Origin of the sequence: Micromonospora sp. KC213 (assembly GCF_004348325.1) — a bacterium.
In the GTDB taxonomy this organism is placed as follows: Bacteria; Actinomycetota; Actinomycetes; order Mycobacteriales; family Micromonosporaceae; genus Micromonospora.
The window spans coordinates 1-14,143 of sequence record NZ_SMKF01000029.1; the positions used below are offsets into that span (position 1 = coordinate 1).

At 71.1% G+C, this 14,143-nt stretch carries 10 protein-coding genes; 7 read left to right on the forward strand and 3 right to left on the reverse strand.

Annotated features, from left to right (window positions below; genetic code table 11):
• The 5 genes from E1166_RS09400 to E1166_RS09420 form a co-directional block, all read left to right on the forward strand.
• On the forward strand, positions 1 to 2,799 hold a 2,799-nt coding region (locus E1166_RS09400; RefSeq protein ID WP_243710262.1), incomplete at its 5' end, for an ATP-binding protein.
• A 1-nt stretch (position 2,800) separates the two neighbouring features.
• The gene (locus tag E1166_RS09405) at positions 2,801 to 4,753 is read left to right on the forward strand and encodes an MFS transporter (protein WP_132337601.1); all 1,953 of its coding nucleotides are present in this window, start codon (positions 2,801 to 2,803) and stop codon (positions 4,751 to 4,753) included.
• Complete coding sequence (locus E1166_RS09410; RefSeq protein ID WP_132337603.1) at positions 4,750 to 5,307, forward strand: hypothetical protein; 558 nt, start codon at positions 4,750 to 4,752, stop codon at positions 5,305 to 5,307. The genes E1166_RS09405 and E1166_RS09410 overlap by 4 nt, the downstream gene beginning before the upstream one ends.
• A complete protein-coding gene (locus tag E1166_RS09415; protein WP_132337605.1) occupies positions 5,304 to 6,494 on the forward strand; it encodes a M23 family metallopeptidase in 1,191 nt (396 codons plus the stop codon). The genes E1166_RS09410 and E1166_RS09415 overlap by 4 nt, the downstream gene beginning before the upstream one ends.
• Positions 6,491 to 7,093 (forward strand): hypothetical protein, encoded by a 603-nt coding sequence (locus E1166_RS09420; protein ID WP_132337607.1) that lies wholly within the window; start codon positions 6,491 to 6,493, stop codon positions 7,091 to 7,093. Before E1166_RS09415 ends, E1166_RS09420 begins: the two co-directional genes overlap by 4 nt.
• 5 nt (positions 7,094 to 7,098) lie before the next feature.
• Here the strand turns inward: E1166_RS09420 and E1166_RS09425 are convergent, their stop codons facing one another.
• On the reverse strand, positions 7,099 to 7,668 hold the full coding sequence (locus tag E1166_RS09425; RefSeq protein ID WP_132337659.1) for a hypothetical protein: 570 nt from the start codon (positions 7,666 to 7,668) through the stop codon (positions 7,099 to 7,101).
• 201 nt (positions 7,669 to 7,869) lie between these two features.
• On the opposite strand from E1166_RS09425, the gene E1166_RS09430 reads away from it, so the two are divergent.
• Both E1166_RS09430 and E1166_RS09435 read left to right on the forward strand, forming a co-directional pair.
• A complete protein-coding gene (locus E1166_RS09430) occupies positions 7,870 to 10,428 on the forward strand; it encodes an FtsK/SpoIIIE domain-containing protein (RefSeq protein ID WP_132337609.1) in 2,559 nt (852 codons plus the stop codon).
• A gap of 92 nt (positions 10,429 to 10,520) precedes the next feature.
• On the forward strand, positions 10,521 to 11,156 hold the full coding sequence (locus tag E1166_RS09435) for a hypothetical protein (protein WP_132337661.1): 636 nt from the start codon (positions 10,521 to 10,523) through the stop codon (positions 11,154 to 11,156).
• 9 nt (positions 11,157 to 11,165) lie between these two features.
• Here the strand turns inward: E1166_RS09435 and folE are convergent, their stop codons facing one another.
• Both folE and ftsH read right to left on the reverse strand, forming a co-directional pair.
• Positions 11,166 to 11,831, reverse strand: a complete 666-nt coding sequence (folE, locus tag E1166_RS09440; RefSeq protein ID WP_132264715.1) for a GTP cyclohydrolase I FolE — start codon at positions 11,829 to 11,831, stop codon at positions 11,166 to 11,168.
• 38 nt (positions 11,832 to 11,869) lie between these two features.
• Complete coding sequence (gene ftsH, locus E1166_RS09445) at positions 11,870 to 13,876, reverse strand: ATP-dependent zinc metalloprotease FtsH (RefSeq protein ID WP_132337611.1); 2,007 nt, start codon at positions 13,874 to 13,876, stop codon at positions 11,870 to 11,872.
• Between the last annotated feature and the right edge of the window lie 267 nt (positions 13,877 to 14,143).

Here is a 14,143-nt window from a genome sequence, read left to right on the forward strand (position 1 = left end):
GCACCCCCCGTACCCGTCGCACCCCCCTGGCCCGAGGAGGCCGAGCCGCTCCGGATCGCGGCCGGGTCCGCCACCGACGTCGGTCACCCCGACCCGACCGAAGCCGGCCGGCGGGAACTGACCGAGGCGGTCCCGCCGGCACCGGCGGAACGGACCTCCCGGGAACTGGCGCCGCGCCAGGGCGCGGCGAGCCGACGCGACACCCCGACCAAACCCGTCCGGGTACGCCCACCGAAGATCAAATTCGGTGACCGGGACCCGTCGATCGATCTGGCGATCACCGAGATCGCCGGGCACCTGACCTTCACCCCGAACACCGTCACCGCCTGGTACTGGCTGCCCGAGGTGCGCTGGGCGTTCCGCCCGGACGCCGAACGGGAGGCGCTGCTCTCCGCCATCTCCGAGCAGTACGCCGGCCTGGCCGGGTTCCGACTGCACCTGCGCCGCACCACCCGCCCGTTCCCGGCCGACGAGTGGGCCCGCACCATCGACGCCCACACCACCTCGCCGCTGCCCGACGTCCCGGGCACCGCCGGTTGGGCCGACCACCTGGTGGCCGCCCAACGGCACCTGATGTCGGTCAACCACGCCGAGGGGCAGACCTACCTGGGCGTCACCTTCGCCCGCCGGTCGCTCGGCGACTCACTCACCGAGCGACTGCTGCGGGTCTTCGGCCGGGGCACCGCCGACGGCGAACGCCGCAAGCTGGGCCGCACCGTCGAGCAGTTCGACGAGGTGCTCGGCGCGTTCGGGATGCGCGGGCGCCGGGTGACCGCGCAGGAACTGGAGTGGTTGCTCTACCGCTCCGTCGCGCTCTGCATGGCCCCACCCGGGGTGCTCTCCCCGGTCACCAACGGCCGGTGGGAACGGGGTGACCTGCTGGCCCTCACCGAACAGGTCGAGCGCTACCGCACCCCGTACGGCTCGACGCTGAAACTGGTCAACCGGATGACCGGCGAGGAGCGGCACGTCGCCGTGCTCGCCGTCGGCCGGATGGAGCCGCTGGAGATTCCCGAGCGACACGAGCCATGGCTGCACTTCCACGAGCGTTTGCCCTGGCCGATGGAGATCTCCACCCGGGTGGACATCCTCGGTTCCAACGACTCGTTCCGTAACCTCGAACACCGGCTGCGGATGATCCGCTCCCAGCAGCTCGACTACGCCGAACACGGCATCGACGCGCCGCCGGAGCTGGAACGGCTCGCCAAGCGGGCCCTGGTGATCGGCGACGAGATGACCACCGGCCTGCCGGTGGACTCGGCCCGCGCGCACGGCTGGCACCGGATCGCGGTCGGCGGCCGCACCCGCGAGGAGTGCCTGGAGCGGGCCCGCCGGCTCATCCAGCTCTACTCCCGGGAACTGCGCATCTCGCTCCAGCACCCCAAGAACCAGGACTGGCTGGCCCGCGAGTTCATCCCCGGCGAGCCCATCGCCAACACCGGGTACGTCCGCCGAATGCCGGTCAACCTGCTCGCCGCGGCGCTACCGCAGGCCGCGTCCACGGTCGGCGACCGCCGCGGTGACCTGATCGGCCGGACGGCCGGCACCTGCCGGCGGCCGGTCTTCCTCGACCTGCACTTCCCGATGGAGGTACGGGAACGCTCCGGCCTCGCGGTCTTCGTCGCCGAACCGGGCGGCGGCAAGTCGACCCTGCTCGGCGCGCTCGGTTACCTGGCCGCCCGACGGGGGGTGCAGGTGACCCTGCTCGACCCGTCCGGCCCGCTGGCCCGGCTCTGCGCCATGCCGGAACTGCGGCCGTACGCGCGGGTGTTGAACCTGACCGGTTCCGAACCAGGGACGCTGGCGCCGTACTCGCTCATCCCGACGCCGCTGCGCAGCGAGTTCGGCAGTGGGGCGGCGGGCGACCGGGAGTTCGAGATCGCGGTCTCCAACGCCCGGGCCGAGCGCCGGATGCTGGTGCAGGACATCTGCATGATGCTGGTGCCACCACAGGTGGCCCGGGAGGCGTCCACCGCCACCCTGTTCCGGCACGCGGTACGACAGGTGCCGGCGGAGGAGACCTCCACCCTGGACGACGTGGTCGCCTGCCTGCAGGGGATGGACGACGACGCCGGGCGGGAGCTGGCCAACCTGCTGCTGGACACCGCCGAGATGCCGCTGGCGATGCTCTTCTTCGGCCGCCCGCCGGAGGGGCTGCTCGGCGCCGACGCGGCGCTCACGGTGATCACCATGGCCGGCCTGCGGCTGCCCGACCTCAAGATCGAACGAGAGTACTGGTCCGCCGAGGAGGCCCTCGCACTGCCGATGCTGCACACCGCGCACCGGCTCGCCGTCCGCCGCTGCTACGGCGGCTCAATGTCATCGCGCAAGTTGGTCGGCCTGGACGAGGCGCACTTCATGGAAGGCTGGCGCTCCGGCCGGTCGTTCCTGGTCCGCCTGGCCCGAGACTCCCGCAAGTGGAACCTCGCCGCCCTGGTCGCGTCGCAGAACCCGAAGGACATCCTCGGCCTCGACGTGCAGAACCTCGTCTCCACCGTCTTCGTCGGCCGGATCGCCGAGGACACCGAGATCGCCTCCGAGGCGCTGCGGCTGCTCCGGGTGCCGGTCGACGACGGATACGAGGCGACCCTCGCCTCCCTCTCCGCCGTCGACGCCACCTCCGCGGCCCGGCTCGGCTTCCGCGAGTTCGTCATGCGCGACGTCGACGGGCGCGTGCAGAAGGTCCGCGTCGACGTGTCGTACGTGGAAGGGCTGCTGGAACACCTGGACACCACCCCCGCCGCGGCCGCCCAGGCGGCCGGGCAGCTGCCGACCGTCCTGGCTGATCTGGAGGCGTGACATGGCGAGGGCCCGGGCACGGATCACGGCGCTCCTCCTCGCACTCGGCGTGCTCGCCGGTGCCACGCTCGCCTGGCCGGTGCTCGCCCCGACACCGGCGCACGCCGCCCCGGCACCCACCCCGGCCCAGGCGAGGGCGGAGCTGTGCAGCACCGAGGAGTGGCAGGCCGACTTCCGCGCCTGCGTCGCGAAGCTCCAGGAAGTCAGCGAGGACCAGGTGAAATGCCGTAACGCGCCGGTCCCGTCGGCACCCGATTCAGGGCTGGCTGGTTGGTTCGCCTCCCAGCCGGACTCGTCAAAACTTCCCGGCCCGAAGGGCCTCTACAGTGACTACGGCTACGCCGGCTACAGCTTTGCCACATACGATCTCGACGAAGGCTGCGCCTCGTCCGTGCTGCACCCGGAATACAAGTTCACGACGACAGTGGCCAATGGGGAGTTCATGGTCGCTACCGCGATCGTGGGCGCTTCCAACGCGCTACGCGAGCGGGCCTGGAATCCGCGTTCGATGTGGAACTGGGCCGACCCCCTGGTGGAGAAGGCTACGAAGGCTGTCTACCAGAAGGTGTTCAGCGTCTTCGGGATCATCACGCTCTGTGTCGTCGGCCTGTACCTTCTCTGGCGCTCACGCCAGTCGGACATGAGCAATGCGATGACAACCGCCGGCTGGGCACTGCTGGTGATGGTGGCGGTCACGGCGCTGGCCGCTTGGCCGGTCAAGTCCGCGAGCATCGCCGACGGCACCCTCATCACCTCGCTCGGCGTCGTCCACGATGCCGTCGGCCCGGCTGCCCGCGATACCCCAGCAGGGCAGTGTGATGATCCGAATCCCGAGGCTTGCAAAGACAACCGGCCTCCTGCGGTTCGCGCGAGCGACACCGCCACGGAGTCGATGCTCTACCGGAACTGGTTGCGCGGCGTGCTCGGGTCGGCGGACAGTGAAACGGCCAAAAAGTACGGGCCCGCGCTCTACGACGCCAAGTCACTGTCCTGGGAGGAAACGCAGAAGCTGCGGCAAAACCCGGGTACCCGCGAGGCGACTATCAAGGCCAAACAGCAGCAGTGGGCACGCGTTGCCGAACAGATCAGCAGGGAGGACGAGGAGGCCTACGAGTACCTCAAGGGCACCCGGGACATGGACCGGATCGGCTCCGGTTTCATCGCGGTGCTGGCCGCCCTGCTCTTCGCGATGTTCGACCTGACCGCGTCGTTGCTGGTACTGCTCGGTTTCCTGATCTTCCGATGGGCGGTCATCGCCGCACCGATCCTCGGCACCATCGGCCTGCTGCGACCGGCCAGTGCCGGCCTGCGCCGGCTCGGCAACGCGGTCGTCGCCGCCGTCTTCAACATCGCCATCTTCGGCACCGGCGCGGCGATCTACCTCTTCGCCGTTGACCTGATCATGAGTACGCCGACCCTGCCGGGTTGGCTCCAGGTGGTGCTCGTCTGGCTCTGCGGCGTGGTCGGTTGGCTGCTGTTGCGCCCGTATCGGCGGATCACTCAGCTCGGTGGTAAGGACAGCAGCGAGGCGGTCAGCTCCGCCGGCTCGTGGCATCGCCGCTTCTTCCGCGACATGCGGGTCGCCGCCCGGCTCGACGCGGCCGAGCCGGGCGGTACCGCCGAACCCGTTCTCGCCCGCAGACGCGGCCTGGCCCTCGAACCATCACCGCTGCGCCCCGAGGCCCGCGCTGAGGATCCGTCGCATTCGCCCGCGAGCCGCGAGCCCCGGGAACGCCCGGATGGCCGGGAACGCCCCGACGAGACGGACCAACGGCAGGAAAGGCTACCTACGGCCGAAAAGCCACCGGTTCCGCGTCCCCGCCGCCGGCCGGCGAGCTGGACGGAGCCGGACGTGCCGGAAGAGGCCCCCTCCTTTGTGGTGTACCGGCCCGATTCGGCAGAACGGGCGCCAGCGCCCAAGCCGGCGCCCCGGGTACGCTCCGAGGCCCGGTGACGGCGATGCGGCGGGCGCTGGAACTCCTGTTCACCCGAGTCCTACGGTCCCGGTTCGGCATCGCGGTCGCGATCGCCGTGCTGGTCTTCGTGGTGATCGGATCCGCCCGGCTGGTCTCCGGTCCTGGCGGTTCGACCATCGGGCTGAGCAGTCGTCCCAGCCAGCCCATCACCACCGTGGATCCGGAGGATGGCGACGACGGCGTGCTCGCCAGCCCCACGCCGCAGTCTCCGAAGACCCTGCCCGGGGAACTGACCCCGGAGCAGACCGCAGGCCGGTTCGCCACCGCTTGGCTCGGCGGCCCGGCCAGCACCGCAGAGAAGTGGCAGGCCAGCCTGCGCCCGCTGGCGACACCGGAACTGATCGAGAAGCTGGGTGACGCGGATCCGACCAGTGTGCCGCCGGAAAGGGTCACCGGGGCGGTGACCCTCCGTCCCCGGACCGAGGCTTTCACCGAGGTCCTGGTGCCGCTGGAGAGTGGCCGGCTCCGACTTGAGCTGGTCGCGCCGGACGGGCGCTGGCTGGTGGACGCGGTCGACTGGGAGCGGACATGAACACCGAACAGTCAGGGAGCGAGCACCCCCGTCGCCGGCTTCGGGTCGGTGCGTTGCTCACCGCGTTGACCGCCACCCTCACCCTGCTGTGCTGCGGCGGCGGCAGCGCCGCCTTCTTCCTCACCAATCTCGGCGGCGACCAGGAGACCCTCGTTTCGAACGAGATCGCCTGTCAGCAGGACCACAAGGTCAAGGTGACCGGCGACATGCCCCGAATGTCGAGGTACGGCGACAGCCAGCTGCGCAACGCCGCCATCATCATCAGGGTTGGCCAGGAGATGAAGGTGCCACCCCGCGGCTGGGTGATCGCGGTGGCCACGGCCATGCAGGAGTCAGCCTTGCGCAACCTGGCGAACAGCACCGTCGTGAGGTCCCGGCAACTCCCCCACGAGGGTGTCGGTCGGGACCACGACTCGGTCGGCCTGTTCCAGCAACGCGCCGGTTGGGGCAGTGTCGCGCAACGCATGACGCCCGAGTACGCGGCCCGGAAGTTCTACGAGAAGCTGCTCAAGGTCGACAACTGGCAGCAACTGCCACTGACCCTGGCCGCCCAGAAGGTACAGATCAGCGCCTACCCGGACGCGTACGCCAAACACGAGGAAGTCGCGAGCCAGATCATCAACGTCCTCGCCGGCGGTGCAGCCAAGACCGTGCAGATCGCGAACAGGGCGGTCTGCGACCAGGCTTCCGGCGACAACATCGCCGCCTCAGGGTGGACGGCTCCGATCCCGGGCAGGGTGGGCTCCGGCTTCCGTACCGCGAGCCGGCCGCGGCACAACGGGGTGGACATCGCCGCCCGCAAGGGCACTCCGATCCACTCCGCCGCCGCCGGCCGGGTGCTGGTGGCCCGGTGCGATCCGGACCACAACGGCCGCCGGGACTGTGATGTCGACGGGTCGCCCGGAAAAGGCGGATGCGGGTGGTTCGTCGACATTCTGCACGCCGGTCGATACGTCACCCGCTACTGCCACATGGTGGAGAAGCCGTTGGTGGTGCCCGGCCAGGTGGTGAGGGCCGGCGAGGTCATCGGGCGGGTCGGCAGCAGCGGTAACTCGTCCGGGCCACACCTGCACTTCGAGGTGCACCGGGATGGCGACCGTTCCTCGCTGAGTGCCATCGACCCGGTGCACTTCATGCGGCAGCGCGGGGCCGCCCTGACCGCGTCGGCGAAAGTCGCCCAGCGATGAGCGATCCGCTCCCGGATCCCTTCGCCGGTCAGCCGGACTGGGCCCCCCGGCCACCACGTCCTGTGAAGATCGTGCCGGCCACCAGTCGGGTGGAGCTGCGCGGCCGGCGGGTGCTGGTCGGGCTGCCCCGCCTGGGTTGGCGCGGCGACCTCCGGGCCGACGAGCGGGTGGTGCAGGGAAGCAGCACCTACGTCCCGGTCATCCCCGAACACGAGTGGTACCGCGCCGAGTCGGACCAGGTCGAGGTCTTCGCCCCGCTGGTGCCCGTCGAACGGGTGTGGGTGGAAACCCTCGGTGACCACACCTCGCGGCAGGCACCCCGCACCGAGTCCGGCATTCGGCTGGTCTCCCTCGACGGCCCTAGCCACCGGTCCCCCACTCCCGTGTTCGAGGTCGACTCGGTCGCTGGTCGGCGGGTGGTGTACGTGGAGGACGGGGTCGAGCGCCGGGATCTGCGGGCTGTGACCGAAACCTACTCCGGCGCCGAGGGTGACATCTGTGTGCGGGTCACTTCGGAACTGGAGTGGTACCGCTGGGCCTGGCGTGGTCAGCCCCCCAGCACCATGGAGGTGCCGGTGCACTTGCTGTGGATCGAGTAGTGGTCTCAGGATACCTTCCGAGCTCCACAGACTCTCCATTGGTCGTCCCGGTTGACCACGTCGAACATCCAATCTTCGCGACGGCTGCTGCGTGGTTGCCCGTTCAACGAGCCTGCGATCGTCAAGGTGGTGCTCACTGTCCCACCATCGGCAGCCCCACCACGGGTCAACGGTCCCCAGCTGATACGCACGACCACACCGAAGTTCACTTCTCGCTGTTCTACCTCAGTACGTAAGGCTTCTACGGCTTTCAGGTTGGCGGTTCCGCCTTCGCAGACCAACTGATCGGCCCGGATGTCGTTCCGGTTGACGAGGAACTCGCGCAGGTAGTTGTCCACCACCACGTCTGGTGCGCTCCGATCCGGTGCCGTGGCCCGGTCGTACAGCACGTAACCGATCGCCGCCCCGCCGGCGCAGAGCAGCGCCATCACCGCCGCGGCCACACTCAGGACGGTGCGGACCCGTCGCTGCTTCGGAGGCGGCGGCACCGGGGTGGTGACGGGTGGCGCGAGCTGATCCGGAGGGGTCCGCTGCGCCGGTACGCGGGAGACCTGGGAACCGGCGGGGGGCTGCACTGATTCCACTCCCTGAGGCTATCGGCTGAACCGCTCGTACCCAATGCCCCAGATCCTGCGGATGGTGACAGGGTGACCCCGGGACGTGAGAGTTGCCCACCAGGTACGACAAGCCTGGCGCAGCGCCGGGCAGCTTCCCGGGCGGGCGACAGCACCTGGGATACGGTCTGCTCGGGGAGGTTTCCAACCTCGGGAAGAGGGGTGGACACGGTGGCCGGTCCGAAGGGTCGCACGAACCGTGCCGCGGCCCTGCACCGGCGGGCCGCCGCCACGGCCGCCGCGGCGGCCAACGTGCTCGATGAGATCCGTCCCGCCCCGGCCGACCAGCGCCGGCAGTACGAGCTGGCGGACCGGCTACGGACCGCTGCGGCCCGGCTCGCCCCGGGTTGGGCCGGTGCGGGGCTGGAGTCACTTCCACCGGACACCCCGGCCGGCGAGGAGAACCCGCCCTTCGTTCGCGTCGGCATGGCCGCGCCGCTGGACGACGCCCGTTTCCCGGCTCTGGTGCCGCTGCTCGGCACCGGTCACCTCACGTTCGACGTTGATGCCCGGGAGCCCCGGTCGGTAGGGCTGCTCCGGGCCGTGCTGTTGCGGTTGCTGGCGGCGACGCCGGCCGGTTGCCTGCTGGTCCGCGCGGTGGACGGGGTGGGTGGGGGCGACACGTTCACGCCCTTCGCGGCCCTGGCGGACGCCGGGCTGCTGCCGCCGCCCGCGGTGGACGTGACCAGCCTGCGCGCCATGCTCACCGAGGCCGAGCAGTGGGTCTCCCCCGGCGCGGGCCGTCCCCGCCGGCACGATCGGACGCTGCTGCTGGTCGTCGCCGGGTTCCCGGCGCACACCACGACCGACGACCTGGCCCGGCTGGAGGCACTGGCTGGGTCAGGTCGGCAGGCCGGACTGCATCTGCTGGTCGCCGGTTGGCCGGTGGCTGGCCGGCCGCCGCTGCCGCGAGCGACCCGGCTGGCGTTGCGGACGGCGTACGCGCTGCTGGGCGATCCGCCGGGCAGTCCGTTCAGCGGGCCGGGCGCCGAGTCCGGCGGCGGGCTGAACGCTCCGGTGTTCGTGGACGAGGATCCGGGGACGGAGTTGATCGAAACGGTCTGCCGGCGGTTGGCCGCGCAGATCGAGGCCGGTTCCCGGTTGGGCCTGACCGAGTTGCTGCCGGCGGAGACGGACCCGCTGTGGCAGGTTTCGTCCACGGCGGGGCTGTCCACCACGGTCGGTGACGCCGCCGGCCGGGCGGTGACCGTCGGATTCACCGAACTCACCCCGCACTGGCTGGTCAGTGGCCGCTGCGACGCGGGTCGGGCCGCGTTCCTCACCACCGCGCTGCTCGGTCTCGCCGCTCGCTACGGCCCGGACGAGTTGGTCCTGCACCTGGTGGATCTCGGGGAGAACGAGTCCTTCGTGGAGTTCCTGCAGACCGAGCGGGACCGGACCTGGATACCGCAGGTGCGGTCGGCGGCGATGGCCGCCGACCCGGAGTACGTCCGGGACCTTTTCGACCAGTTGACGGCAGAAGCCCGCCGGCGGGAGGAGGCTGCTGCCCGGGCCGGTGGGCAGCGCTTCGCCGAACTGCGGGAACACCAGTCGCTGCCGCGGGTCGTCTGTGTGCTCGACAACTTCCCGTTGCTGCTGGCCGACCGGGATCCGGTCGCCGCCGAGGTGTTGGCCCGGTTGGACGGGCTGACCCGTGCGGGGCGGGCGTACGGCGTCCATCTGGTCCTGGCCGGCGCGGGTGATCTGGGCATCGGGGCCGGCGCCGCGCCCCGCGACTCGGTGCTGGGGCAGTTTCCCGTCCGGGTTGCGCTCTCCGGTGGCGGCGCGGTGCTGATGCCGACCAACGACTCGGCCGCCGGGCTGGCGGCCGGCAGTGCGGTGGTGAACACCGCAGGTGGCCTGGGCGGGCCGCGTGGCGCGACCCGGGGGCACGAACGCCTGGTGCGGTTCCCGGATCCGCACGATGACCCGGAGACCGTCGAGCGGCTGCGGCACCGGCTTTTCGCGGCCCGGCCGGAGGACGCGATCCCGCCGGTGGTCTTCGCCGGCTGGGCCCGGCCGCTACTGGGTAATGATCCCCGGATGCGGGCGGCCCTGGCGGGGCGGGCCGGCAGGCCGGCGGCACTGCTCGGCCGGGCGGTGGACGTGGCCCGGAGCACCGTCTCGGTGCCGTTGGGCCCGGTGGCGGGGCGCAATGTGGCCATCCTGGGCGCGGGTGCGGAGGCAGCCGAGCTGCTGGTGACCGCCGTGCGGAGCACGGCCGCCCACCACGCGCCGGGCAGCGCCCGTTTCGTGCTCGCGCCGCTGGCCGACGGTACGGCCCCGCTGGTGGCCGCTCTGGCCGCCGAGCTGGCGGAGCGGCACCGGGTGCGGACGGTGGACGGTCCGGGCCTGTCGAGCGTGGTCGACGAGGAGGGGCCGGCGTACCTGGTGGTGTTCGGGGCGGACTCGGCCCGGCCGGCGGAGCTGCCGGTCGAGCGGCTGCGGGCGCTGCTGCGGGACGGGCCCCCGGCGGGAATGCACCTGTTGGGGTGGTGGCGTACGGTGCCGCCGTTCGCGGCGCTGCTGGATCCGGAGGACGCGGTGGACAAGCTGGCGGCCGTCGTGGTGGTGGACGTGCCGGGAGCCACGCTGGGCGGGGTCTTCGGCCGTCCGATGGAGTGGCGGCCCCGCCCCGGCCGGGCAGTGCTCTTCGACGGCCCGGGTGAGCGGGGGGTCGTGCTGGTGCCGTTCGCCGCCGACGAGGCGGGGTGGTCGTGAGCGGGGCGGCGGAGACGACGGGACCTCCCAAAGGTGGGGTTGGCGTCGACGGACCGTCCCGGCAGCGGGTCGGTGACGAGCCGGTCGGGGCGGTGGCGGACCCGTGGACGGAGTACCTGGCCGCCGCCCGACAGCTCGACGGGGTACGTCGTGCTGCGGCGACCGCCGCGGTGGAGCAGGCCCGGGCGGTGGAGGCGGCCCGGGAGGAACTGGTTCGGGTGCATGCCCGGTTGGCGCCGCAGCAGGCCCGACTGCGTGGGTTGGGGGTACCGTCGATCTCGCTGACCCCGACGCCGCCGGAGCTGACCGAGGCGGCCCGGTCGATGGTGGGGGGTCCGGCTGCGGTGCTGACGGCGCTGCGGGTGGCCCTGGGCGTGGTGGACGCCGCGGAGGCGACGCTGGCGACGCGAGGGCCGCTGCGCCCGTCGGCGTGGCCGCCACGGTTGCGCAACCTGCTGGTGTATGGCCCGCTCGCCCTGCTGGTGCCACTGGCGCAGCTGGTGATCTTCCTGGTGGCGGGTACGGGCGCGGTGAGCGTCGCGGCGCTGGTCGTCGGGGTGCCGATGCCGGCGGTGACGTTCGCCGTCGGCTGGGTCGCGGTGGGGCGGTTCTTCCCGGCCGCTGCCGGCGAACGGCTGGACCGTACCCCCCGGCTGGGGGCGTTGACCTGCCTGGTGCCGGCGGTGGCGACCACCGCCGGGCTCATGCTGGCGATGCTGGGCGGCTGATCGCCGAGGTCAGCGGGGAATGATCAGGGCCATCGCCTCGGCCCGCGACTTCGCGTCGTGCTGGAGGGTGCCCCGCACCGCTGAGGTGATGGTCTGCGCGCCGCTCTTCTGGATGCCGCGCATCGCCATGCACATGTGTTCGCATTCGAGCACCACCACGACGCCGCGCGGCTGCAACCTGCTCATCAGCAGGTCGGCGATCTGTGAGGTGAGCCGCTCCTGCACCTGGGGGCGACGGGCGAACACCTCGACCAGTCGGGCCAGCTTGGACAGGCCGGTGATCCGGCCGTCGGGGCCGGGGATGTAGCCGATGTGGGCGCTGCCGCGGAACGGCAGCAGGTGGTGCTCGCAGAGGCTCATCACGTCGATGTTCCGGACGAGCACGAGTTCCTCGTGGTTGGCCTCGAAGGTGGTGCTGAGCACCTGGGCCGGGTCGACCCGCAGGCCGGCGAAGAGTTCGGCGTAGGCCCGGGCGACCCGGGCGGGGGTCTGCCGGAGTCCGTCGCGGTCGGGGTCCTCCCCGACCGCGATGAGGATCTCCCGGACCGCCTTCTCGATCCGGGCGAGGTCCATGGTGTCCTCGACCGGCCGGCCGGTGAGCTTGCCGCTAATCAGCCGAGCGGCGACGTAGTCGAGCGCCTCGTCACCGTCGGGCTCGGTGGACGAGGCGGCCAGCCCCGGGTGGTGGTCGGGGCTGGCCGCGGCGTCGCTGCTCAGTGCGTACCGTCCGAGTTGTTCGAGGCACCGCCGACGGACGCACCGTCTGCCTGGGCCTGTGCCTTGAGCTTCTCCTTCTCGCCGGGGGTGAGGACCGGCGGCTCGGTGGAGGGCTGACGCTTGCCGAAGCCGTTGTAGGGGGCCATCGGCGGGCGCTTGACCACCCGGGCGCAGATGCGGGCCATGTCGGCGGTGGAGAGGGTTTCCTTCTCGATCAGCTCCAGGACCATGTTGTCGAGGACGTCCCGGTACTCCACCAGGATCTCCCAGGCCTCGTCGTGAGCCAGCTCGACCAGGGCGCGCATCTCGGCGTCGATCTCGGCGGCCACCGCGTCGGAGTAGTCCCGTTCGTGGCCCATGTTGCGGCCGAGGAACGGCTCGTCGCCGCTGGTGCCGTACTTGATCGCGCCGAGCTTGGAGCTCATGCCGTACTGCGTGATCATCGCGCGGGCCAACTGGGTGGCCTTCTCGATGTCGTTGCCGGCGCCGGTGGTCGGCTCGTGGAACACCAGTTCCTCGGCCGCGCGACCGCCCAGCGCGTACGCCAGGGTGTCGATCATCTCGGCGCGGGTCTGGGTGTACTTGTCCTCCGTGGGCAGGACCAGGGTGTGGCCGAGCGAGCGGCCGCGGGACAGGATCGTCACCTTGTGCACCGGTGCGGCGTGCGGCAACGCCCAGGCGACCAGCGCGTGCCCACCCTCGTGGTACGCGGTGATCTTCTTCTCCTGGTCGCTCATCACCCGGGTCCGGCGCTGCGGGCCGGCGATCACCCGGTCGATCGACTCCTCCAGCGAGTCGTTGCTGATCGCCCGCTGTTCCTTGCGGGCGGTGAGCAGCGCGGCCTCGTTGATCACGTTGGCCAGGTCGGCGCCGCTGAAGCCCGGGGTACGGCGGGCCACCGAGTCGAGGTCGACGTCGGGGGTGAATGGCTTGCCCTTGGCGTGCACCCGCAGGATCGCCTTGCGGCCCTCCATGTCGGGGGCGTCCACCGGGATCTGCCGGTCGAAGCGGCCGGGGCGCAGCAGTGCCGGGTCGAGGATGTCCGGCCGGTTGGTGGCGGCGATCAGGATGACCCCGCCCTTGGTGTCGAAGCCGTCCATCTCGACCAGCAACTGGTTGAGGGTCTGCTCGCGCTCGTCGTGGCCGCCACCCATGCCGGCCCCGCGGTGCCGGCCGACGGCGTCGATCTCGTCGACGAAGACGATCGCCGGGGCGTTCGCCTTGGCCTGCTCGAAGAGGTCGCGGACCCGGCTGGCGCCGACACCGACGAACATCTCGACAAAGTCGGAGCCGGAGATCGAGTAGAACGGCACGCCCGCCTCGCCGGCGACCGCGCGGGCCAGCAGGGTCTTACCGGTTCCGGGCGGGCCGAACAGCAGCACGCCCTTCGGGATCTTGGCGCCCAGGGCCTGGTACTTCGCCGGGTTCTGCAGGAAGTCCTTGATCTCGTGCAGCTCCTCGACGGCCTCCTCGGCCCCGGCCACGTCGGCGAAGGTGGTCTTCGGCGTGTCCTTGGTGATCATCTTGGCCTTGGACTTGCCGAAGTTGAGCACCCGGGAGCCGCCGCCCTGCATCTGCGACATGAAGAAGATCAGCAGAAGCACCAGCAGGGCGATCGGGAGCAGGTTGACCAGCAGGCTCACCCAGATGCTGTCCGACGACACCTCGACGTCGGCCGGGCCGGTGACCCGGTTGGCCGCCTTGGCCTCGAGGACCTCGTTCCAGACCTCGTCGCCGACCTCGTACGGGAACTGGGCCTCGATCCGGTCGGTGGTGGTGCCGCCGAACTTGGTCTTCTGGGCCAGGTCGAGCCGGAGCGTCTGCTCCTTGTCCTGGAAGACGACCTTATTGATCTTGGCAGTGTGGAGCTGGTCGAGCGCAACGGAAGTGTCCACCCGGTGGTAGCTGGGACCAGCGGTGAACAGCTGACTGAGCACAACGGCGCCGAGGATGACCAGGATGATCCAGACCACCGGTCGGCGGAAGAAACGCGTACGTTCCATGCTGTTGTCGGGCACCGGGGCGCCCGCATCCTCCTGATCGACGTCCTGACCGTCTGAATGGTGTCGCCGCCGTCGGCGGCGCCGAGCCGCCGTGCGGGCCGGCCTCGACCCCACGCCGCGCGAACTGCCGCGTCGCGGTCATTCGACCGTACACCGTTCGTGCCAGATGTGAGCTTGTGAGCCCAGCACTTACGCGGAGGGCGAACCGAGGTTTCAGCCGGCGTGACGAGAAGCTCCCGACCGGCCCGTCCGTCCGCCCGGTCACGC

What these genes read in the sequence shown, in the direction of transcription:
- E1166_RS09405 (WP_132337601.1), top strand. Translation starts at nt 2,801, where the DNA reads ATGGCGAGGGCCCGGGCACGGATCACGGCGCTCCTCCTCGCACTCGGC.
- E1166_RS09415 (WP_132337605.1), top strand. Translation starts at nt 5,304, where the DNA reads ATGAACACCGAACAGTCAGGGAGCGAGCACCCCCGTCGCCGGCTTCGG.
- E1166_RS09420 (WP_132337607.1), top strand. Translation starts at nt 6,491, where the DNA reads ATGAGCGATCCGCTCCCGGATCCCTTCGCCGGTCAGCCGGACTGGGCC.
- ftsH (WP_132337611.1), bottom strand. Translation starts at nt 13,876, where the DNA reads ATGGAACGTACGCGTTTCTTCCGCCGACCGGTGGTCTGGATCATCCTG.